Annotated in this window: 24 protein-coding genes; 10 read left to right on the top strand and 14 right to left on the bottom strand. The window is 70.9% G+C overall.

Annotated elements, in window-relative coordinates:
• Positions 1–93 precede the first annotated feature (93 nt).
• Positions 94–1,212, top strand: a complete 1,119-nt coding sequence (locus tag MBSD_RS06475) for an aldo/keto reductase (RefSeq protein WP_062536171.1) — start codon at positions 94–96, stop codon at positions 1,210–1,212.
• Between the two features lie 120 nt (positions 1,213–1,332).
• On the top strand, positions 1,333–2,322 hold the full coding sequence (locus tag MBSD_RS06470; RefSeq protein WP_062536169.1) for an aldo/keto reductase: 990 nt from the start codon (positions 1,333–1,335) through the stop codon (positions 2,320–2,322).
• 37 nt (positions 2,323–2,359) lie between these two features.
• Here MBSD_RS06470 and MBSD_RS06465 read toward each other — a convergent pair whose 3' ends face one another.
• Positions 2,360–3,616, bottom strand: a complete 1,257-nt coding sequence (locus tag MBSD_RS06465; RefSeq protein WP_062536167.1) for an alkaline phosphatase family protein — start codon at positions 3,614–3,616, stop codon at positions 2,360–2,362.
• 127 nt (positions 3,617–3,743) lie between these two features.
• Here MBSD_RS06465 and MBSD_RS06460 point away from each other — a divergent pair, with 127 nt between their 5' ends.
• The 6 genes from MBSD_RS06460 (at position 3,744) to MBSD_RS06435 (ending at position 8,476) form a co-directional block, all read left to right on the top strand.
• Positions 3,744–4,178: a hypothetical protein gene (locus tag MBSD_RS06460; RefSeq protein WP_187300567.1), complete on the top strand. Its 435-nt coding sequence runs from the start codon at positions 3,744–3,746 to the stop codon at positions 4,176–4,178.
• A 264-nt stretch (positions 4,179–4,442) separates the two neighbouring features.
• Positions 4,443–4,982 carry a YybH family protein gene (locus tag MBSD_RS06455; RefSeq protein ID WP_114693211.1) on the top strand — a complete coding sequence of 180 codons (540 nt, stop codon included), beginning with the start codon at positions 4,443–4,445 and terminating at the stop codon, positions 4,980–4,982.
• Positions 4,983–5,049: 67 nt separating this feature from the next.
• A complete protein-coding gene (gene hutU / locus MBSD_RS06450; protein ID WP_062536161.1) occupies positions 5,050–6,720 on the top strand; it encodes a urocanate hydratase in 1,671 nt (556 codons plus the stop codon).
• An 87-nt stretch (positions 6,721–6,807) separates the two neighbouring features.
• Positions 6,808–7,134, top strand: coding sequence for a type II toxin-antitoxin system RelE/ParE family toxin (locus MBSD_RS06445; RefSeq protein WP_062536159.1), 327 nt, complete (start codon positions 6,808–6,810; stop codon positions 7,132–7,134).
• Positions 7,115–7,435, top strand: coding sequence for a helix-turn-helix domain-containing protein (locus tag MBSD_RS06440; protein ID WP_237071758.1), 321 nt, complete (start codon positions 7,115–7,117; stop codon positions 7,433–7,435). The genes MBSD_RS06445 and MBSD_RS06440 overlap by 20 nt, the downstream gene beginning before the upstream one ends.
• Before the next feature lie 99 nt (positions 7,436–7,534).
• Positions 7,535–8,476 (top strand): DUF3667 domain-containing protein, encoded by a 942-nt coding sequence (locus MBSD_RS06435; RefSeq protein ID WP_062536154.1) that lies wholly within the window; start codon positions 7,535–7,537, stop codon positions 8,474–8,476.
• Between the two features lie 380 nt (positions 8,477–8,856).
• Here the strand turns inward: MBSD_RS06435 and MBSD_RS06430 are convergent, their stop codons facing one another.
• The 11 genes from MBSD_RS06430 to MBSD_RS06380 all read right to left on the bottom strand — a co-directional run bounded on the left by MBSD_RS06430 (position 8,857) and on the right by MBSD_RS06380 (position 19,042).
• The gene (locus tag MBSD_RS06430; RefSeq protein WP_082306523.1) at positions 8,857–9,636 is read right to left on the bottom strand and encodes a DUF3800 domain-containing protein; all 780 of its coding nucleotides are present in this window, start codon (positions 9,634–9,636) and stop codon (positions 8,857–8,859) included.
• 174 nt (positions 9,637–9,810) lie between these two features.
• Complete coding sequence (locus MBSD_RS06425; protein WP_062536151.1) at positions 9,811–10,290, bottom strand: VOC family protein; 480 nt, start codon at positions 10,288–10,290, stop codon at positions 9,811–9,813.
• A 130-nt stretch (positions 10,291–10,420) separates the two neighbouring features.
• Positions 10,421–10,780: a DUF1428 domain-containing protein gene (locus MBSD_RS06420; RefSeq protein WP_062536150.1), complete on the bottom strand. Its 360-nt coding sequence runs from the start codon at positions 10,778–10,780 to the stop codon at positions 10,421–10,423.
• Between the two features lie 55 nt (positions 10,781–10,835).
• Positions 10,836–12,296: a DHA2 family efflux MFS transporter permease subunit gene (locus tag MBSD_RS06415; protein ID WP_062536148.1), complete on the bottom strand. Its 1,461-nt coding sequence runs from the start codon at positions 12,294–12,296 to the stop codon at positions 10,836–10,838.
• 55 nt (positions 12,297–12,351) lie between these two features.
• Complete coding sequence (locus tag MBSD_RS06410; protein ID WP_425478099.1) at positions 12,352–12,924, bottom strand: YceI family protein; 573 nt, start codon at positions 12,922–12,924, stop codon at positions 12,352–12,354.
• Between the two features lie 352 nt (positions 12,925–13,276).
• Positions 13,277–13,738: an NUDIX hydrolase gene (locus MBSD_RS06405; RefSeq protein ID WP_237071757.1), complete on the bottom strand. Its 462-nt coding sequence runs from the start codon at positions 13,736–13,738 to the stop codon at positions 13,277–13,279.
• Positions 13,739–13,854: 116 nt separating this feature from the next.
• Positions 13,855–14,334 (bottom strand): nuclear transport factor 2 family protein, encoded by a 480-nt coding sequence (locus MBSD_RS06400; RefSeq protein ID WP_062536144.1) that lies wholly within the window; start codon positions 14,332–14,334, stop codon positions 13,855–13,857.
• A gap of 120 nt (positions 14,335–14,454) precedes the next feature.
• On the bottom strand, positions 14,455–15,402 hold the full coding sequence (locus MBSD_RS06395; RefSeq protein WP_062536143.1) for an NAD-dependent epimerase/dehydratase family protein: 948 nt from the start codon (positions 15,400–15,402) through the stop codon (positions 14,455–14,457).
• A 55-nt stretch (positions 15,403–15,457) separates the two neighbouring features.
• Complete coding sequence (locus tag MBSD_RS06390) at positions 15,458–16,243, bottom strand: YkgJ family cysteine cluster protein (protein WP_062536141.1); 786 nt, start codon at positions 16,241–16,243, stop codon at positions 15,458–15,460.
• A 92-nt stretch (positions 16,244–16,335) separates the two neighbouring features.
• Positions 16,336–17,544 carry an acetyltransferase domain-containing protein gene (locus MBSD_RS06385; RefSeq protein WP_062536139.1) on the bottom strand — a complete coding sequence of 403 codons (1,209 nt, stop codon included), beginning with the start codon at positions 17,542–17,544 and terminating at the stop codon, positions 16,336–16,338.
• Positions 17,545–17,797: 253 nt separating this feature from the next.
• Positions 17,798–19,042, bottom strand: a complete 1,245-nt coding sequence (locus MBSD_RS06380; protein ID WP_082306521.1) for an MFS transporter — start codon at positions 19,040–19,042, stop codon at positions 17,798–17,800.
• 98 nt (positions 19,043–19,140) lie between these two features.
• Here MBSD_RS06380 and MBSD_RS06375 point away from each other — a divergent pair, with 98 nt between their 5' ends.
• Positions 19,141–20,037 (top strand): LysR family transcriptional regulator, encoded by an 897-nt coding sequence (locus MBSD_RS06375; RefSeq protein WP_062536138.1) that lies wholly within the window; start codon positions 19,141–19,143, stop codon positions 20,035–20,037.
• Positions 20,038–20,043: 6 nt separating this feature from the next.
• Here MBSD_RS06375 and MBSD_RS06370 read toward each other — a convergent pair whose 3' ends face one another.
• Positions 20,044–20,715, bottom strand: a complete 672-nt coding sequence (locus tag MBSD_RS06370; protein WP_062536136.1) for a class I SAM-dependent methyltransferase — start codon at positions 20,713–20,715, stop codon at positions 20,044–20,046.
• A gap of 37 nt (positions 20,716–20,752) precedes the next feature.
• Positions 20,753–20,974, bottom strand: coding sequence for an RNA-binding S4 domain-containing protein (locus tag MBSD_RS06365; RefSeq protein WP_062536134.1), 222 nt, complete (start codon positions 20,972–20,974; stop codon positions 20,753–20,755).
• Between the two features lie 157 nt (positions 20,975–21,131).
• Here MBSD_RS06365 and MBSD_RS06360 point away from each other — a divergent pair.
• Positions 21,132–21,492: nitroreductase family protein (locus MBSD_RS06360; protein ID WP_187300566.1), on the top strand; the 361-nt coding region annotated here is incomplete at its 3' end.

Below are 21,492 nucleotides of genomic sequence, written 5' to 3'. Positions count from 1 at the left end.
GCTCCGCTTAACAGCGCATCAAGATGCTGCGGATTTTTCCCTGCAATCGCAAGGCGCAGACTGCGCGCCGTCCGCTCGCAGAGGAGATCCGTCATGGCACTGGACCAGTATTTCACCCTCGGCCGTTCCGGCCTGCGCGTCAGCCGCCTCGCGCTCGGCACGATGACCTTCGGCGACGACTGGGGCTGGGGTGCGGCGGAGGGCACCGCGCACGCGATGTTCGACCGCTACCTCGCCGCCGGCGGCAACTTCATCGACACCGCCGACATGTACACGGAAGGCACCAGCGAGCGCCTGCTCGGCAAGTTCATCGCCGACGCCGGCGTGCGCGACCGCGTGGTGCTGGCCACCAAGTTCGGCTACAACGCCGAGCCCGGCAATCCCAACGCCGGCGGCAACGGCCGCAAGAACATCCTGCGCGCGGTGGAAGGCTCGCTGCGCCGCCTGCGCACCGACTACATCGACCTCTACCTGCTGCACACCTGGGACCGAATCACGCCGGCGGAGGAAGTGGTGCGCACGCTGGACGACCTGGTGCGCGCCGGCAAGATCCGCTACGCCGGCCTGTCGGACGTGCCGGCGTGGTACGCCGCGCGCGCGCAGACTTACGCCGAGGCGCACGCGCTGTCGCCGCTGGTCAACCTGCAGCTCGAGTACTCGCTGGTCGAGCGCCACATCGAGCACGAGTACGTGCCGCTGGCGATCGAACTCGGCATGGGCATCACCGCCTGGAGCCCGCTGGGCATGGGCCTGCTGTCCGGCAAGTACCGGCCGAGCGAGGGCGGCGGCAGCGGCGACGGCCGCCTGGCCAAGGTGTCCGGCCGCCCCGGCTTCGACCGCTTCACCCAGCGCAACTGGCGCATCGTCGCCGCGCTGGAGGCGGTGGCCAAGGAACTCGGCAAGCCGATGGCGCAGGTGGCGCTGAACTGGGTGGCGACGCAGCCGGGCCTCGCCTCGGTGATCGTCGGCGCCACCACGATCGCGCAGCTCGACGACAACCTCGCCGCGCTCGACTTCACCATCCCGCCGGCATCGCGCCGGCGCCTCGACGAGGCCAGCGCGCCCGAGACGCCGTTCCCGTACTACATGTTCGTCGACATGCAGCAGGCGCGCCTGCACGGCGGCGCCGCCGTGGGCAGCAAGCCGGCCGGCTACGCGCCGCCGGTGTGGGTCGACCGCGTCGAGCCGCGCGAGGCGCGGGCCGCGCGCTGATGTCACAAGCGGGTCGTTGTGGACGTCGTACCGAAGGCCCATATCGAAAACGCCGTCGCGGCGTCGCCGTCGCCGACGTCGCCGCGGCGGACCATCCTCCCCCTGCACGAGGAACCTCGCATGCAACACCGCACCCTGGGGCCGGAAGGCCCGACCGTTTCCGCCCTCGGCCTCGGCTGCATGGGCATGAGCGAGTTCTACGGCGCGCACGACGATGCCGAGTCGATCGCGACGATCCATTACGCGCTCGACCATGGCGTGAACTTTCTCGACACCGCCGACATGTACGGCGCCGGCGCCAACGAGGCGCTGGTCGGCCGCGCCATCCGCGACCGCCGCGGCACGGCGTTCCTGGCCACCAAGTTCGGCTTCGTGCGCGACCCGGCCAATCCCGCCGCGCGCAAGGTCAACGGCCGCCCCGAGTACGTGCGCCAGGCCTGCGACGCCAGCCTGAAGCGTCTCGGCGTCGACTACATCGACCTCTACTACCTGCACCGCGTCGATCCCGAGGTGCCGGTCGAGGACACGGTGGGCGCGATGGCCGAGCTGGTGCGCGCCGGCAAGGTGCGCCACCTCGGCCTGTCGGAGGTCTCGCCGCAGACGCTGGAGCGCGCGCACGCCGTGCACCCGATCACCGCGCTGCAGAGCGAGTATTCGCTGTGGACGCGCGATCCGGAGCAGGGCGTGCTGGAAGCCTGCGCGCGGCTCGGCGTCGGCTTCGTGCCCTACAGCCCGCTGGGGCGCGGCTTCCTCACCGGCGCGATCCGCAGCCCGGACGACTTCGACGCCGACGACTACCGCCGCACCAACCCGCGCTTCCAGGGCGAGAACTTCGCCAGGAACCTGGCGCTGGTCGACAAGGTGCGCGAGCTGGCGGCGGCGAAGGGCTGCACGCCGGCGCAACTCGCGCTGGCGTGGGTGCTGTGGCAGGGCGAGCACATCGTGCCGATCCCGGGCACGCGCCGCGTGCGCAACCTGGACGACAACCTCGGCGCGCTGGCGGTGGAGTTCAGCGGCGACGAACTGGCCGCGATCGAGGCGGTGTTCCCGGCGGGCAGCGCGGCGGGCGCGCGCTACCCGGAGCGGATGATGGCGCTGACCAACGCCTGAGGGCGCCGGGCGGCGGGCGCGGCCCGCCGCCGTCCGTTCAGCGGTGCATCGCGGTGGCCGGCATCGCCAGCGCCCCGCGCAGCGGCGTCAGATCGCCGTCGTTGGGTTGCGGGCGGATGCCGAGCAGATGCGCCAGCAGCGGATAGACGTCGACGTTGGGGAACTCCGGCAGCACCACGCCGCGGCGGAAGTCCGGGCCGTGCGCGACGAACAGCGCGCGCATGGCCGGATCGTCGTTGTCGTAGCCGTGCTCGCCCAGCAGCGCGCGCTTGCGCTTGGCTTGCCTGGCGTGCGTGGAGACCAGCCAGCCGTCGTCGGGGATGCAGACGATCGCCGCCACGCGCGGGTTGCCGCCGTAGTGCAGGCGCGCCGGGAGTGCGTCCCGGGCGTAGCAGCGCAGGTGCGGATGCGGCGCCAGCAGCGCGCGCGCGACCGCGGCGGCGTGCTCGGGTTTCGGGTTCAGCTCCGCCGGCACGTCGTAGGTGACCACGTCGACGTCGCTGAGGTCGATCAGGTCGTCGAGGTAGATCGTCTGCGCCGGCGGCGTCGCCGTCATGCCGTGATCGGAGACGATCACCAGGTTGACGCGATCGTACAGGCCGCGCCGGCGCAGGCCGTCGACCAGCCGCGCCAGCGCGGCGTCGGTGTCGCGCAGTGCGGCGTTCAGCTCGGGCGAGTCGGGACCGTGCCAGTGGCCGGCGCCGTCGACCGCGTCGAAGTAGAGCGTGATGAAGGCCGGGCGTTGCGTCGCCGGCAGGTCCAGCCAGGCCAGCACCTGGTCGACGCGCGTCCGCGGCGCGACGTCGCCGTCGTAGGGATGCCAATGGTCTGGACGCACGCCGTGGATCGCCGCTTCCGAGCCGGGCCAGAACATGGTGGCGGTGTGCAGGCCCTGTTTCTCCGCCGTGACCCAGATCGGTTCGCCCTCCGCCCACCAGCGCCCGTCGCCGACGGCGGCGCGGTTGCCCAGCGCGAAGCGCCCCAGCGCGGGGTCCTGCATCGTGTTGTGCACGATGCCGTGGTGGTCGGGGTAGAGGCCGGTGACCAGCGTGTAGTGGTTCGGGAAGGTGATCGACGGGAACGAGGGCTGCATCGCTTCGGCGTGCACGCCGTCGGCGGCGAGCGCGGCCAGCGTCGGCGTCAGCCCGCGCTGCAGGTAGTCGGCGCGAAAGCCGTCGATCGAGATCAGGATCAGCGGCGCGCGCGCCGCGGCGTCGTCGCGCGGCGGCGCCTCGGAACAGCCGACGAGGGCGGGCAGCGCGAACGCCAGCAGCCAGGCGAGGATTCTCGTCATGCAGAGCAAAAGTGGTCCGGTGAACCGAGGGAGTATGACGCGGCTTTCTTGCGCGCGGCTGTACCGGAGGTCACGCCGCGGCGACGCGCCGCTTGCCGGCACAGGCTAGCGGCCCCATGTTGCAGGCGTGCGCGCCGGCCGTGTCCGGATGCGTGGCGTTTGTTGCCCATCGGAGGCGTCCATGTCCTTGCGTGCCCCAGCCTTCGGCGTGCCGCTCGTCCTCGCGTCCCTCGCCGGGCTGGCGCAGACCGCGCCGCGCGGTCCGCTGCCGCCGGCCGCCGCGACGCAGCCTTCGCCGGCCGTGCAGCGCGCGCAGAAGGCGGCGCTGCTGCGCGACGCCATGCAGAAGGACGCGTTGCAGCGCAGTTTCGATCACGCGTCCAAACAGTCGATTCGCGATCGGACCAGCGATCCCGCCACCGCGCGCCAGGTCGACGCCGCCGACCAGGCCGAGCAGCGCGCCTACGAGGACCGCCAGCGCCGGCGCGCGCAGGACCTGATCCTGCTCGAAAACGGCGCGCCCGCACCCGCAACCAGCACCGGCGATGGCGGTCCGCGGTAAGCCCGCCGATGCCGCCGACGCGCGCCGCGACCCGTGGCGGCGCCGCTCTCCTGATCTTCCCCTCTCCCCCGGCAGGCGGAGGCAGGGCGAGGGGACGCGCAGCGCGCACTTCCTCGCGCTTCCGCGACGCGCGCACCGGCTCGGCGCGCTCGCCGCACGGTCCGCCGAGCGGCGCGCACGTGCGGCTTGCGGGTATGGCCACCCGCCCGCTAGCGTGACCGCACGGGCGGCGGTCCCGGTCCGCCCCGCGCCGAGGTCGATGCCATGCGTGTGCCTGTTTCGAGGGTAATCCTCCTGCTGCTGCTGTCCACGGCCGTCCTCGCCGCGCCGCCCCCCGCGCCGGGGCCGGCGCCGATGAGCGCGGAGGAATGCGCGGTGTGGGCGCGCGAGCTGAGCTTCGCGCAGTCGGTGGAGCACCACGACGCCATGGCGTTCGCCGAGCACGTGCATCCCGGCGCGGTGTTCCTCGGCGGCGCGCCGCTGCGCGGGCGCGAGGCGGTGGTCAAAGGCTGGGCGGAGATCGTCGCCGGCAGCGGCACCCGGCTGCATTGGCATCCGCGCGAGGTCGCCATCGGCGGCGATCCGCGCCTCGCCGTGTCGCGCGGCCCGTACTGGGTGGAGGACCCCTCGCCGCAGGCGAAGCACCGCTACCTGCTCGGCACCTTCACCTCGTTCTGGGTGAAGGGCGACGACGGCGTCTGGCGCGTGATGTTCGACGCCGGCAGCGGCGTGCGTCCCGCCGCCGACAAGGCCGAGGTCGACCGCGTGATGGCCAGCGCGCCGGACACCTGTCCGCGCGCCTGAGCGGGGCCGCGGCCGGGCCGCGCGCCGCGGTGCCTATAATGGCGGCCTCGCCATCGTGAGGCCCGCCATGAACGCCCCCACCCGCATCGACACCTCCCGCATCGTCCGCGCGCCGCGCGGCGGCACGCTCACCTGCAAGAACTGGCTGGCCGAGGCCGCGTTCCGCATGATCCAGAACAACCTGGATCCGGACGTCGCCGAGAAGCCGAGCGAGCTGGTGGTGTACGGCGGCATCGGCCGCGCCGCGCGCAACTGGGAGTGCTTCGACGCGATCCTGCGCTCGCTGCGCGAGCTGAATGACGACGAGACCCTGCTGATCCAGTCCGGCAAGCCGGTCGGCGTGTTCCGCACGCACAAGGACGCGCCGCGCGTGCTGCTCGCCAACTCCAACCTGGTGCCGGCATGGGCGAATTGGGAGCACTTCAACGAGCTGGATCGCAAGGGCCTGATGATGTACGGCCAGATGACGGCCGGCTCGTGGATCTACATCGGCTCGCAGGGCATCGTGCAGGGCACCTACGAAACCTTCGTCGAGATGGGCCGCCAGCACTACGGCGGCAACCTCGCCGGCAAGTGGATCCTCACCGCCGGCCTCGGCGGCATGGGCGGCGCGCAGCCGCTGGCGGCGAGCCTGGCCGGCGCCTGCTCGCTGATCGTCGAGTGCCAGCAGAGCCGCATCGACATGCGCCTGCGCACCCGGTACGTCGACGAGCAGGCCAGGGACCTCGACGACGCGCTGGCGCGCATCGCCACGTACACCCGGGAAGGCAAGGCCGTCTCCATCGCCCTGCTCGGCAACGCGGCGGAAGTGCTGCCCGAGCTGGTGCGCCGCGGCGTCAGGCCGGACGCCGTCACCGACCAGACCAGCGCGCACGATCCGGTCAACGGCTATCTGCCGATCGGCTGGACCGTCGAGCAGTGGTTCGAGCGCCGCAAGAGCGACCCGAACGGCGTGCGCGACGCGGCGAAGCAGTCGATGCGCGTGCACGTCGAGGCGATGCTGGCCTTCCAGAAGATGGGCGTGCCCACCTTCGACTACGGCAACAACATCCGCCAGATGGCCAAGGACGAAGGCTGCACGAATGCCTTCGATTTCCCCGGCTTCGTGCCGGCCTACGTGCGCCCGCTGTTCTGCCGCGGCGTCGGCCCGTTCCGCTGGGTGGCGCTGTCGGGCGACCCCGAGGACATCTACAAGACCGACGCCAAGGTGAAGGAGCTGATCCCCGACGATCCGCACCTGCACCGCTGGCTGGACATGGCCGAGCAGCGCATCAGCTTCCAGGGCCTGCCGGCACGCATCTGCTGGGTCGGCCTCGGCCAGCGCCACAAGCTCGGCCTCGCCTTCAACGAGATGGTGCGGAAGGGCGAACTGAAGGCGCCGATCGTGATCGGCCGCGATCACCTCGATTCCGGCTCCGTCGCCAGCCCCAACCGCGAAACCGAGGCGATGCGCGACGGCTCGGACGCCGTCTCCGACTGGCCGCTGCTGAACGCGCTGCTCAACACCGCCAGCGGCGCCACCTGGGTCAGCTTCCATCACGGCGGCGGCGTCGGCATGGGCTACAGCCAGCACAGTGGCGTGGTGATCGTCTGCGACGGCTCGGACGCCGCCGACCAGCGCCTCGCCCGCGTGCTGTGGAACGACCCCGGCACCGGCGTGATGCGCCACGCCGACGCCGGCTACGACCTCGCCATCCAGTGCGCGAAGGCGCAGGGCCTGAAGCTGCCGATGGTGTGAGCCGCCGCGGCACGTGCGCGTGCCTACGGCATTGCCGTATATCCGGCAATGCCGTACAGTGCGTCGGGGACGGAAGGGAGTCTGTCCATGTTCGAGTTCATCGAATCGCCGCTGTTCGAAAGGCTGGTGTACGACTACCTCGACGACGAGAGCTACGCGGCGATGCAGGTGGCGTTGGCGCGGTGGCCCGAGGCCGGCGACCTGATCCCCGGCTCAGGCGGATGCCGCAAGTTGCGCTGGCGGCTTCCCGGACGCGGCAAGCGTGGCGGCGCCCGCGTCATCTACTACGTGAAACTGAGGGACGGGCGCATCTGGCTGCTTGCCATCTACGGCAAGGGCGCTACGGACAACATTCCGGCGCACCTGCTCAAAGCCTGGAAGGAGGCATGTGTCCATGAAGAAGCGAATGACTGAAGCCCGGCTGATGGCGCGCGACAGCAAGCGCAACATCGGCGAGGAAGTGCTGCAGGCCATCAAGGACATCAAGGCCGGCAGGACCGGTCGCATCTTCCGCGTCGAAGTGAGCAAGGCTACCGAAGCACGCCTGAAACTCGGCCTCTCGCAGGCGGATTTCGCCGCCATGCTCGGCGTCTCCGTGCGCACGCTGCAGGATTGGGAGCAGGGCAGGCGCGAACCGAGCGGAGCCGCCAAGGCGCTGCTGAAGGTCGCGGTCGCTGCACCCAGGACCGTCAAGAAGGTGCTGGACGCAGCGTGAGCCGGTAGGGTGGGTGGATCGCAGCGAAACCCGCCGATTCGCGCGACGGGAAGCGGCCGCGATGCGCCTCACATCGTTCAGGCACCCAGGGCCAACCACATGACCCGCGACAGCGACGCCGCCGACACCTGCGCGAACTGCGGCGCCGTGCTCGTCGGCCGCTACTGCCACGCCTGCGGCCAGAAGCGCTTCGTCGAATCCGACCGCCGCCTCGGCCATCTGCTGCACCAGTTCGTCGAGAGCGTCACCGACCTCGACGGCCGCGTCTGGCGCACGGTGCGCGCGCTGCTGTTCGCGCCGGGCCTGCTCTCGCGCGAGTACATCGCCGGCCGGCGCGCGCGCTGGCTGCCGCCGCTGTCGCTGTTCTTCGCGGTCAGCGTGCTCTATTTCCTCGCGCCGATCCGCGGCGGCGACCTGACGCTGCGGTTCATCCAGCAGGTGTCGCCCGAGCTGCGCGCGCAGGCGCTGGAGCCGGGCGAGACGTTGACCGCCGCACAGCGCGCGGCGAGCGGGCAGTGGTATTCGGCCTACGCCTCGCGCCGGATCGAGCAGCGCGTCGTCAGGCGCGACGCGGCGGCGCGCGCGGCGTCGAACGGCGCGGTCGGCTACACGGTGCGCGACTATCGCGCGGCCTACGAAGCCAGGGCCGACGACGTCAGCAAGGCGCTGGTGATCCTGCACGTGCCGCTGGCGGCGCTGGCGCTGATGCTGCTGTTCCGGCGGCAGCGCCATTACTACGCCGAGCACGCCGTCGTCGCGCTGCACTACTTCGCGTTCTGGATCATCGCGCTGGAACTGATCGCGCAGGCCATCCACCTAATCCACTGGCTGCCGCCGGCCTGGCAGCCGCCCGATGCGACCTACGACTGGCTCATGCGCGCGCTGCTCGCGATCTACGCCGTGCTCGCCCTGCGCCGCGCCTACGCCGTCGGCTGGCCCAAGGCCTTCGTCGCCGCCGCCTCGCTGATCGCCTCGATCGTGCTGTTCAACCTCTACATCTACCGCGCCGTGCAGTTCGCGGTGACGTTCGCACTGACCTGAAGGCCGCGTAGGGTGGGTTGAGCGCAGCGAAACCCGCCGTGGCTGCGTTGCGCGTGGTGTTTCGCCACGCGCAATCCAACCTGCGGCGCTACAGCTGGCACACTGGCGTGGTGATTGTCCGTGGGGATTCGGACGCGGCCGACCAGCGTGTCGCCCGCGTAGCGTGGAATGCCCCCGGATCCGTCTGATCCGCCATGCCGGCCCCGGTCACGACAACGCCATCCGTTGTGTAAGGCATTGGGTATGGCCGGCACCCAAGAGCATGCTCTACACAAAGTCCTACCCACAGGGTAAGCTTAGCCGGCAGGCAAGCGCAGGGATTGTAGAGGTCGCCGGAAGGCGGCAGCCCGAATGGGTGGGATCCTCGAACCTGGGGCCTGTCACACATGACGCTCGAATGCCGCGAGGTGCTCGAGCGTTTTTCTTTGCGTTGCCAGATCATCCGGCCAGAACTTCAACCCGTAGCCGAGGACCTGTCGCTTATAGCGATAAAAAGTAGGCGAGAGAAATTCCAGGTATCGAGGCTCGGCATCCCCATACGGGTTCAGGTTCACTGCGCAATAAAGCCCGGAAGCTACTGCGTCCGCGATTTGCAACCCAGCTAACTTTTCGTGATTTATCGCGCTCACCGCAGCAGAGTCGATAAATCTCCAGTCCACTCGACAGTCCCCCGCTTTCAGCCGCGCAAGGTAACCCCTGAGTGCCTCGTAAGACATCGCACTCCTGTTTGAAAAAATAAGCTCGGTTTTCAAACGTTCGGGCGGCAGTTTGGCGGAATCACGGCACAGCCAAGACACCCGCTCTAGCAACAGACGGCAGGCATAGCGGTAGAGCCGATGGGCCTCCGCGGCAAAGGTTTCGGGCTCAGCGATTCTCTGCTTGTTTATGAGGACAGAGACGGTCCGCATTGGTGTGCGGCCTATCGCTCGTACGTAGGGAACGCGCTGCTCGTGTTTCATTGAGCGGAAGTGCAATGCTTTGTTCGCAGGCTTACCCAGCAACTCGCGCACATCGCGCATCATGGAAACCGCCATGTGGTCGTTTTCCCTGCGAAATACGGCAGCAGATAAGACTAGCCAGCGCGAACTCCCCCTTTCGCCCTGTAGAAAGTGGAAGCCTTCGTCCCCGGATTCATCTATGTAAACGCGAAAGCCTGTCACTGGTATCGCCCGCCAATTGAGAGGACACGACGATACCAAAAGCGCCCCGGTCGTCGGTTCCGCCCGATTTTGGGGACGGAGGCAATTAAGTAGGCTGGGCCGGCAAGCCCAGCGCTCTCGTTGACCGACGAAGCCGGGCTTTGCAGCCCAGCCCCGGTCGGTCCGCCGCCACCATCACCCCCGCCGCGCCGCCTCGATCGCGGCGATGTCGATCTTGGTCATCTCCATCATGGCCTCGAACGCGCGCTTGGCGGCGGCGGGGTCGGGGTCGGTGATCGCCGCCGTGAGCGCGCGCGGGGTGATCTGCCACGACAGGCCCCACTTGTCCTTGCACCAGCCGCAGGCGCTGGGCTGGCCGCCGTTGGCGATGATGGCGTTCCACAGGCGGTCGGTTTCGGCCTGGTCGTCGGTCGCCACCTGGAACGAGAACGCCTCGCTGTGGCGGAACGCGGGGCCGCCGTTGAGCCCCAGGCACGGAATGCCCATCACGGTGAACTCCACCGTCAGCACGTCGCCCTGCTTGCCCGAGGGGTAGTCGCCCGGCGCGCGATGCACGGCGCCCACGCGGCTGTCCGGAAACGTCGCCGCGTAGAACGTCGCCGCCTCCAGCGCGGCGCCGTCGTACCAAAGACAGATCCTGTTCTTGTCGAGCATGTCGATTCTCCGGTGGCGGGGCCGCGGGTGGCCCCTCATGCCTTCGACGAAGGGACGGGGCGCGAATCGACACGCCGTGTGATTTGCGGGCCCATCCCATGGCCGGAGGAGCCAGGCCCGGCTCTCGCCGCTACAGTTCGAGGAACGGCTTGAAGCCGCCCCAGAACATGCGCATGCCGTCGAACGGCAGCTTCTTCGGGTCCATCATGTCGGCGAGGCGCGGGTCGGCCATCACCTTCCTGTTGGCGCGGTCGCGCGCGGCGCGCGACTTGTAGACGATCCACGAGAACACCACCACTTCGCCCGGCTTCAGCTTCACCGCCTGCGGAAACGAGGTGACCTTGCCGGGCTTGACGTCGTCGGCGACACACTCGACGTAGTGCTGCGCGCCGTGCTCGAGCCAGATCCTGCCGGCGCGCCGCGCCAGGCGGCGGTAGGCCGCGAGGTTTTTCTTCGGCACCGGAACCACGAAACCGTCGACGTAGCTCATACATCCTCCCGTCAGGGTTGGAGGGACATGGGCGCGGCGCGCGGCCGCGCCGCCATCACGGCATCGCCGCCTCGGCTTCGCCCGAGGACGGCGCCGCCACGCGGAACAGCACGCCGCCGGCCACCGCCGCGATCACGGCGAAGCAGGCGCCGATCAGGAACGCGACGTGGTAGCCGCCGGTGATCGCGGCGAGGCGGTCGGCGCCGAAGGCGAGCAGCGCGTCGCTGCGCGCGGCGGCCAGGCTGGCCAGCACGGCGAGGCCCAGCGCGCCGCCCATCATGAATGCGGTGTTGACCACGCCCGAGGCCAGCCCGGACTCGGTGGGCGCGACGTCGCTCATCGCCGCCAGCAGCAGCGGATTGAAGGCGATGCCGGCGCCGAGGCCGAGCAGGGTCATGCCCGGCAGCACGTGCACGACGAAGCTGCCATCCACCGGCGCCTGCGCGAACAGCGCCAGCCCGGTCGCCGCCAGCAGCATGCCGGCGACGAACGGGAGGCGGATGCCGAAGCGCATCACCAGCTTGGCCGACAGCCCCAGCGAGAACGCGGCCATCACCAGGTTGGCGGGCAGGAAGGCCAGGCCGACCTGCATCGGTCCGTAGCCCAGCACCAGTTGCAGATAGAGCGCGGACAGGAAGAACCAGGCGAACATCGCGCCCGCCCACAGCACGCCGACCACGTTGGCGGTGGCGACGTTGCGCAGGCGGAACATGCCGAGCGGCATCAGCGGCGCGCGCGCGTGCGACTCGATCTGCAGGAAGATCGCCAGCAACGCCAGCGCCAGCGCGAGCAGGCCGAGCGTGCGCGTCGACATCCAGCCGGCCTCGTTGCCGTTGACGATGGCGTAGGTGGCGATCATCAGCGAGGCGGTGACGGTGACCGCGCCGGCGACGTCGAGGTGCCGCGTGGCGGACGCGCCGCGCGCCGCCGGCAGCAGCCGCAGCGAGGCGGCGATCACGCCGATGCCGATCGGCAGGTTCACCAGGAAGATCCAGTGCCAGCTCAGCGTGCTGGTGAGCAGGCCGCCCAGCAGCACGCCGATGCTGCCGCCGGCGGAGCAGACGAAGCCGTACACGCCCATCGCCTTGGCGCGGTCGGCGGGCTCGGTGAACAGATCCATGATCAGCGACAGCGCCACCGCCGAGACGACGGCGCCGCCGAGGCCCTGCACGCCGCGCGCGGCGATCAGGAAGCGCTGCGTCTCCGCCATGCCGCAGGCCAGCGAGGCCAGCGTGAACAGCGCGATGCCGGCGAGGAACAGGCGGCGATGGCCGTACAGGTCGCCGAGGCGGCCGCCCAGCAGCAGGAAGCCGCCGAAGGTGAGCATGTAGGCGTTGACCACCCAGGCCAGCGAAGCCTCGCTGAAGCCGAGCGAGGCGCGGATCGAGGGCAGCGCGACGTTCACGATGGTCGTGTCGAGCACGATCATCAGCACGCCGAGGCAGAGCACGATCAGCGCGGCCCAGCGATGGTCGCGGTGCGGCGCTGCGGGACTTGCAAGTTCGTGGTGCGTCACGGGGAGGCTCCTTGCAGGGGAATCGGAGCGTGGCGGGGCGCGGCCCCGCCATGCGTCAACTGTCCTTCAGCGCTTCGACCTGGATGCTCAGTTTGACGCTCATGTCGAAGCCGTAGTCCTTGCCGGCGTCCAGGCCGAACGCGTCGCGGCGGAACGTCGCCTGCGCGTCGGCGCCGCACAGCTCGCGCTTGAACAGCGGATGCGGGATGCACTTGAAGCGGTCGATGGCGAGCTCGACCGGACGGCTGACGCCGTGCAGCGTCAGCATGCCCTCGACCCGCGTCGGCGCGCCGTCCACGAAGCCGGCGAGCTTACCCGTGTAGGTGGCCTTCGGGTACTTCGCGGTATCGAAGAATTGCGGGCTCTTCGCCCAGTCGTTCAGCTCGGCCAGGCCGTAGTCGATGCTGTCGAGATCGATGCTCAGGTCCACCGTGCCGGTGCCCGCGGCCTTGTCCAGCGTCACTGTGCCGGTGGTGCGGTTGAACTTGCCGCGCCAGTAGGAGATGCCCATGTGGTCGGCCTCGAAGCTGGGGTAGGTGTGCATCGGATCGACGGTGTAGGTCGCCGGGGCGGCCATGGCCGTGCCGGCGGCCGCCGCCAGCAGCGCGGCGGCGAGCGATGCCGGCACGCGCACGGCCCCGCGGGCCGCTCGAAGCGCCGAAAGGCGGGAGGTCGTGGGGCGGGTACGCATGTTCGGGTCTCCTTGCAGGGCTGGAAGGTCGAGGGCCGGTCCCGTTTCGGCGGCCGGCTCTTCCTCCCGACGACGAACGGCGAGGCGCCGGATCGACACGCCGCGCCGACGGAAATCGGCCGGAGCCCGGCGGCGTCCGCAGGGCGCGCGCCTCGGATGCTCCGCTGAACGCCGCGGCGGGCCGCCCGCGCAGCACCGGCGAATATGCCTGCGGCCGGGCGAATCGTGCGTCTCGGATCTTGCGGAGTTGCCGATGCGGTCGCCGGCGGCGCGGCGGTGCCGTCCGCCCCTACGCGTCGGCAGCGTCCCGCCCGTCGATCGCGATGCGCAGCCGCGGCTGCGGCGTGCGCTCGACGAACTCGCGGCGCACATGGGCGAACAGCTCGCGCTGGCCGCCGAACGGCAGCAGCGGCATCGCTTCCTCGAAGCCCAGCCAGCGGAACGCGTCGTGCTCGTGGTTCAGGCGCACGGCCGCGTCGGCGGCGACGAAGGCGACGAACGACGGCACCACCGCGATGCATTCCTCGCGCGGGTCGTAGAACTGCTCGCAGCGGTTGGCGGAGTAGAGCGCGGTCGGCGTCAACCCCGTTTCTTCCGCCAGCTCGCGCAGCGCGCACTGCCAGGCGCGCTCGCCCGGTTCCAGGTGGCCGGCGACGTAGCCCCACACGCCGCGCAGGTACGGGCTGGCGCGGCGCAGCAGCAGCACGCGCGCCTCGTCCGCGGCGCCGCGCAGTGCGACCACGGAAGCCATGGTGCAGCGGATCGGAGTTTCCGCCATCGCAGCTCCCAACGCCCTTGATGTACCCGAAACCAGCCTAGACACACGTACGTCGCCGCGCCAGCGGTACGTGCGCCGGCGCAGCCCCGTCAGTGGTGTGGTTTGGCCAGGATCTCGCTGGCGCTCTGGCCGACGGTTGGAACTGCGTTCGTGCTCTGCACCAGCTTCCACATGCCGTGTTCTCGGCGCCACACGGTGGCGAAGCGTACCTGCAGAGGCGGTTGCGAGCCGACACTGAACGAGATGTCGAAGAACAGCGTGGCCAGATTGCGCGTGCGTATCGTCGAGACATGACTCATCTCGCCAAACTTCGCCTTGCCGCCCCATAGCTTCTGATCGGCCTCGAACATGCGCTCGAATGCGGCGGGATCGGCGGCGACCTCCGATATATCGGTGCCGTAAACGTGGATGTCGTGTGGGTCGACCATCGACATCACGGTTGCCTTGTCGCCGCGTGCGTAGGCGTCGAGCAAGGTGCGCGCAGCTTCGGACGGCGTCGACGCGGCAGCCGATGCCGAGGTTGCGGCAAGCAGGGCGGCGAGAGCGAACCCGCAAATGGGATGGCGCATGGGAGCTCCGGGTATGGGAACCGCCCTTTGCTATCGCAGGAGCCTATGTCGTGGGAGTGCCGTTCGTAAGGGGCGGGCGGGGCGCTTTGACGGGCATTGCCGCAACGACTTCTGCAGGCCTCACGGCCCATGCGGTACTGCCGACTTGCGCAGCGCCGCCACCGTGGCGCGGATGCCCTCGGCGTAGGGCGTCGGCGCGAAGTAGCGGCCGGCGAACTTGCTGCTGTCGAAGAGATACGGGTGCGTGTTCTGGTACAGCATTTCCAGCGACTCGCGCACCAGCGGATTGAACAGTCCGACCACGCGCAGCAGCCACGGCTTCAGCACGTAGTGGCGTGGCGCGACGCCGCAGGCGGCGGCGACCGCGGCGACGAAGGCGCGGCCGTCCGGCGGATCGGCGGCGGTCGGCAGGTGCCAGACCTGGCCGGAGACGTTGGCGCCGTTGCCGAGCAGGGCGGTGGCGCGCGCGGCGTCGGGCGTGTAGGTCATCGAATGCGGCACCGCGTCGTTGCACAGCCAGGCGGCGCGCTCGCCGCGCAGCAGCTTGGCGAACACCATCGGGTGCACGAAGGTGTGGGTGGCGTCCGGGCCGTAGAAATCGGCCGAACGGGCGATCAGCGCGTCGACCTCGCCGCAGGCCGCGGCGTCCAGCAGGCGCTCGGCGAGGCGCGCGCGCACCTCGCCCTTGCGGCTGACCGGCCGCATCGGCGTCGCTTCGGTCATCGGCCCGTCGACCCGGCCGTAGCAGTAGACGTTGTCGAAGAACACCAGCCGGCAGGCGTGGCGCGCGCAGGCGGCGATGGCGTTGCCCAGCACGCGCGGCCACTGCGCTTCCCACACGCGCGCGTCGTAGGCGAGACCGGCGACCAGATAGGCGACGCGGCTGCCGGCGACCGCGCGCGCGACCTGCGCGAGGTCGAGCAGATCGGTGGGCGCGCATTCGTCGTCGGGATTGACGGCCGCCGGGTGCCGGCTGGCCAGACGCACGCGCGCGCCGTACGCCGGCAGCTCGCGGGCCAGACCGCGGCCGATCACGCCGCCGGCGCCGAGGATGGTCTGCACGGACATCGGGTTCGCTCCGCGGTCGGGAGCCGACAGCGTAGCAGGCGCGGTCGCGCGCCGATCAGGCCGGCGCGGCGGCCGCCTTGCCGGTGACGGCGACCAGGCGGAACGGATCGTCGGCGCGCGGCGCGTCGACGAAGCGCGCGCCCAGCGCGTGCAGCGCGGCCAGGCTGTCGATCGAGGCGGTGAGCAGCCGCCACTGCGTGGGTTCGGCGAGCTGCTCGGGCGAGGCGTCGCGGGCGACACGCAGCGCGGCGAGCAGCGGTCCGCGCGCGGGCGCGTACACGACGAAGCCCTCTTCGGCGAGCGCGGTGACTTCGATGCCGAGCAGCCGGCACAGCGCCTGCTTGAGCGGGGCGTCGTCGTGGTCGGCCTGGCGGCGGCGCTCGACGAGGGCCAGGGTGTCGGCGTCGACCAGGCGGCCGCCGGCGATCAGCGGCGCGCCTTGCGTCCAGGCTTCGGACGGGCAGGCCTTGCCGGACGGATCGAGGGCGAGGAACGGATTGAGTTCGGCCGGATAGATGCGGCAGACCATCGGCCGCCGCGCGTAGATGCCGCAGCGCATGTCCGCGCGCAGGTGACGGCAGGCGCCGGCGATCACGCCGACCAACAGCACGGTGACGCGCAGCGGGCAGGCGCCGCTGCGCGCCGCGAACGAGCGCCGTCGCCGGTGCGCCGCGCGCAGGTCGTCGGGCGGCGGCTCCATCGGCCACGGCGCCGCCTCGCAGAACACCTGCACGTCGCCGCCGTCCTCCAGCCAGCCGATCGCCTCGTGCAGGGTCAGCGGCAGGTTGTGGTGGTGGCAGCAGCGGCCGCACTGGGTGCAGGCGAAACGCAGGTCGGGCATGGGACGGCGGACTCCGGTGCGGCGGCGGACGACGTGGACGACGGACCGCCGATCCGTCCGCGGGCTTACGCACGCCGTCGCGCCGGTCTGCTTCAGAGATAGCTCATCCACCTGGCGTGGCGCTGACGCTTGAGCCGCGCGTACCAGCGCGACGCCGGATACAGCGCCGCCAGCACCGCCAGCCAGATCGCGTAGACGACGGGCAGGCCGAAGCCCCAGTGCAGCGCCACCAGGCGGCTGGGGTCGGCGATGAAGTTGCGGAACGCCGAGGCGGGTACGCCCGTCGCCATGCCGATCGCCATCGCCAGGCCGTGCACCAGGTAGATGTGCAGCAGGTAGGTGAACAGCGGCGTGCGCCCGTAGGCGAGCAGCGCGTCCGCCAGCGGGCCGCGCAGGCGCTCCAGTCCGAGCGCGAGCAGCAGCGAGGTGCCCAGCATGACCAGCACGTACAGCAGCGACGGCGGGTATTTGCCGACGTCGAAGAACGCCAGAGCGGTGCGCCAGCCCTCGGCCTGCGCGTGCCATGGCGACGGATCGCCGTAGCCGTTGACGAAACGCAGCACGACGAACAGCGCGAGGCAGCCGACGCCGAGCAGCGCCGTCAACCGCCGCCGCTGCCCGGCGGGGCGCAGGAAGACCGGACCGAGGCCATAGCCGAGGCAGAGGATGCCGAACCATGGCACGAAGGGATAGGCAACGAAACCCGTGCCGAACGGCGCCGGGCCGAGCGCCATCGCCAGCGTCCACAGCGGCGCGAAGGCGCCGAGATCGCCGGCGCGCACCGAATCGAGCGCATCGTGGCCGGCGACGATCAGCGCGCCCAGCGCCAGCACGGCGGCGCGGGGCAGGCGCGTCAACGCGGCCATCGCCACCATGCCGAGACCGATCGCCCAGATCACCTGCAGGAACGCGAACGGCCAGGCGAAGTTGAAGCCGAAGCCCACCACCGTCAGTTCGAGCGCGATCAGCCACAGGCCGCGCGTCAGCAGGAAGCGCGAGAGTTCCGCCGGCGTCTTGCCGTTGGCGCGCTGCAGTTCGATGGACACGCCGGCGAGGAACACGAACGTCGGCGCGCACAGGTTGGCCGCCCAGCGCGTCAGGTACAGGACCAGGGTGGTGCGTGCCGGGTCGGTGGGATTGAGCGTGAACGCCTGGGCGTGGAAGAAATCGCGCGTGTGGTCGAGCACCATCAGCGCAATCACCAGGCCGCGCAGCAGATCCACGGCATCGAGCCGCGGCCGGCGCGCGGCCGCAGGCGCATCCGCGCGCGCGAAGGTGGCGGTTTCGACGACGGTCGACATGAGCGCGGTCTCCTCCGGCGCGGTGGGCCGGCACCACGGCGGCAGCGGCTGGGCCCGGGCAAGTCTAGGGCGCATTGCGCCGCGCGTCCGGCCGGATGCGCATGCCCGCAATTTCCGGGACGTCGCGCGGGCGCCGATGCACTCGGGCGTGGCGGCTACGCATCGCTGCCGCGGCGGGGCGCGCGGCGGCATTTCCGCGCGCGCGTTCGGTGCGGCGAGAGGGCGACGGTTGGAGGCATGCGCGACGTCCAGCTCAGGCGCCGTCGCGGCGGCGCAGATCGCCTAGCGACACCGCCAGCGCGGCGAGGCCGAGCGCCGCGCCGAACGCGCAGGTGAGGTCCCAGCCGCCCAGCGACCAGGCCGCGCCGGCCGCCGCGGAGGCGCAGGCGCCGCCGACGAAGAAGCCGCCGGTGTACAGGCCGTTCAGGCGACCGCGCGCTTCGGGGCGGATCACGTTCACCGCGCGGCGGCCGAGCGTCTGGTCGCCGACCACGCCGAGGTCGAGCAGCAGCGAGGCCGCGATCAGCAGGACGATGCCCAGCGCCGGCGCGTGCGGAACGGCGAAGCCGAAGCCGCCGCCGGCCACGCCGGCGAGCAGCATCGCGGCGATGATAAGCAGGTGCATCGCCACGCTGGCCGTGCGGGTATGCCCGCCGTCGCCGAGGCGGCCGGCGACCGGCGCGCTGACGATGCCGCCGACGCCGGCGAGCGCAAAGGCGGCGATGCCGCGCTGGTCGAAATCGAACGGCGGTTGCGCGAGCCGCAGCGCGACGACCGTCCAGAACGCGTTGAACGCGCCGAACGACAGGATCGCGCTCAGCGTGCGCCGGCGCAGCACGCGCTCCTCGCGGACCAGCGGCCACAGCGAACGCACCAGCGCGCCGTAGCGCAGGCCGGCGGCGGGCCGCAACGTCGGCAACGCGCGCCGCAGCACCGGCAGCAGCGCGGCGATCATCAGCGCGGACAGCGCGAACACGCCGCGCCAGCCGAACGTACGTTCGCCCAGGCTGGCCAGCGGCCGCGCCAGCATGATGCCGACCATCACGCCGCTCATCACGTTGCCGACCACGCGGCCGCGCCGCGACTCGGGCGCCAGCGCGGCGACCATCGGCACCAGCATCTGGATCGTGGCGGTGGTCGCGCCGACGGCGACGGCGGCCAGCAGATAGACGATCGCGCTCGGCGCCAGCGCCGACACCAGCAGCGACGCCGCGTTCGCCGCCAGCATGCGCAGCACCAGCCGGCGGTTCTCCACCAGGTCGGTCAGCGGCACCAGGAACAGCATGCCGAGGCCGTAGCCGAGGAAGGTGGCCATGGTCACCAGGCCGGAGGCACCGAGATCGAGGCCCAACGCCGGCGCGATCACGCCGACCAGCGGCTGCGGCGCGGACAGGTTCATGCCGATGACGCCGCAGGCGAAGGTCATCAGCGGGACGAGGTCGCGCTGCGCGGCGGATTGGGCGCGGTCGAAGGGACGGGTGGGGTCGATGGCACTCATGGCTGTTATGCATTTGAAGCAATACGGCATTTCAATGTATGCTTTACATGCAATATCAGTCCAATCAAATATGCGCATCTTCGTTATGCGAGACCGTCATGAACACGCGTGATCTCGAAGCCTTCGTCGCCGTCGTCGACAGCGGCTCGATCCTCGCCGCCTCGGCAAGGCTGCACCTGACTCAGCCCGGCGTGACCCGCCGCATCCAGAACCTGGAGAGCGCGCTCGGCGTCGAATTGCTGGACCGCCAGTCGAAACCGCTCAGGCCGACGCCGGCCGGCCGCGAGGCCTATCAGCTCGGCCGCCGCGTTCTCGCCGCGCTGGAGGATCTGCGCAGCGGCGTCTCGACGGAGCAGGAAGTGCGCGGCGAGTTCCGCTTCGGCATCACGCCGTTCCTCGCCGACATCGCGCTGGTCGAGCCGCTGTGCGAGCTGCGCAAGGCGTTCCCGCGCCTGCGCACCAGGGTCTCGACCAAATGGGCGGGCGAGCTGCTGGCCGATCTCGACGCCAACCGTATCGACGCGGCGCTGGTCTACCTGCCCGGCGGCAACGAGCCGCCAGCGAGCCTCGAGAGCGAGGCGCTGTGCGCCATCCCCGTGCGCGTCGTCGTGCCGCGCACGCTGACGCTGCCGAAGCGCGTGACTCTGCGCGAACTCTCCGAGCACGCCTGGGTGCTGAGCCAGGACGGTTGCGGTTTCCGGCACGTGCTGCGCCGCGCGCTGGAGAAGGCGGGGCTGCCGTTCGACGTCGCCGTGGAAGCGCTCGATCCGCTGCTGCGGCATTCGCTGGTCGCGCGCGGCGTCGGCATCGGTCTGACCGCCGGCGTGATGCTGAAGAACAGCCCGTATCGCAAGGATCTGCGCGTGATCGAGGTGCCCGAGTTCAAGGCCGAGGTGCGCGCCTGGCTGGTGCACCGCGTGACCGGCGGCCGGCTGGAAGCGCCGGTGCAGCGCCTGCGCGAGGCGCTGCGGCGCGCGCTGCACGCGTTCCGCTAAGGCGGATCAGCGCGGCTGGCGTCGGCAGCGCAGGGCGAACAGGCGCGGGATCGCGGGCGTGGCGGCGGGCGCTTCGTCGCGCCATTCGTGCGCGGCGACGATGCGCAGGCCGGCGCGGATCGCCGCGTTCACGTAGTCCGAGACATCGTGCGGGAACGCGGCGACGCGCACCGTCTCGCCGGTCTCGGGATGGACGAAGCGCGCCTGCTTGCCCAGCAACTGGCGATACGGGTGCAGCTCGCAGAAGTAGCATTCGCCGCCGTCGCGCAGCGCGCGGGCGGTTTCGGCGAACACGCCGTCCAGCGCCTCCACGTGCTCCAGCACCAGGTTGCCGATCGCGAAGTCCGCGCTGCCGTCGGCCACCGGCCACGGCTCGCGCACATCGTGATGCACGAAGCGGACGTGCGGCGCGGCGATGCGCCGCCGCGCCTGCGCCAGCATGCCGGCGGAGAAGTCCATGGCGACCACGCTGCGCGCGCGCTCGGCCAGCCAGACGGTGTTCTTGCCGGTGCCGCAACCGATCTCCAGCACGTCGCGATCGCGCAGGTCGAAGTCCAGGCGGCGCAGCATCGCCGCGTCGAGATCGCGGGTCGGGTTCTCGTCGGCGTCGTAGACCTGCGACCAGTGGTCGTAGGCGCCGGCTACGTCGCCGGGCTCGTCGGAGGCGGGGAGCGTCATCGCGGCTGTTCCGGTTCTGCGGCGATCGCGTGTGCGGTCACGGCGCCGCGCGCACGCGGATCGTCACGCCGTCCACTTCGACGATCTGCCCCGCGCGGATCTTGCGGGTCTTGCGCAGCTCGACCGCGCCGTCCACGCTCACCGCGCCGCCGGCGACGATCGCCTTGCCGGCGCCGCCGCTGTCGCACAGGCCGACCAGCTTGAGCAGCTGGTTCAGCTCGACGTGGTCGCGGTCGAGGTCGAAGTCGATGGCGTGCATGGGTTGCGCGGCGAGGCGATCGTGAGCATGGGCAGAGGGGTCGCGCCAAGCTTAGCGGCCGTCCGGACGCGGCGCCATCTGTTGACCTGCATCAGCGTACGCCCGCGCGCGGCGCCTAGGCTGGCGCCATCGGTTGCGGGGCGGAGCGATGGACGTCATGCAGGCCATTCGCGCGCGGCGGGCGGTGCGCGCGTTCACGGACGAAGCGGTCGACCGCTCCGTGGTCGAACGTCTGGTCGAGGCCGCCGTGCAGGCGCCCAGCGCGATGAACCTGCAGCCATGGACCTTCGTCGTCGCGCTCGGCCGCGCCTGCGTCGGCGACATCGCGCGGCGCGCGAAGGCGCATCTGGTCGCTTCGCTGGAGGTCAGTCCCGCCGACGCGCACCGGGCCGAGATGCTGCACGATCCGCACTTCGACATCCTGTACGGCGCGCCCGCGCTGATCGTCGTCTATGCCACGGGGTCGGATGCGCCTGCCGCGCTGGTGCGCCCGGACCAGGACTGCTGCCTGGCCGCGC

Origin of the sequence: Mizugakiibacter sediminis (assembly GCF_000953855.2) — a bacterium.
In the GTDB taxonomy this organism is placed as follows: Bacteria; Pseudomonadota; Gammaproteobacteria; order Xanthomonadales; family Rhodanobacteraceae; genus Mizugakiibacter; species Mizugakiibacter sediminis.
The sequence above is the reverse complement of the archived record's forward strand: the minus strand, read 5'-3'. Positions and strand labels throughout refer to the sequence as shown.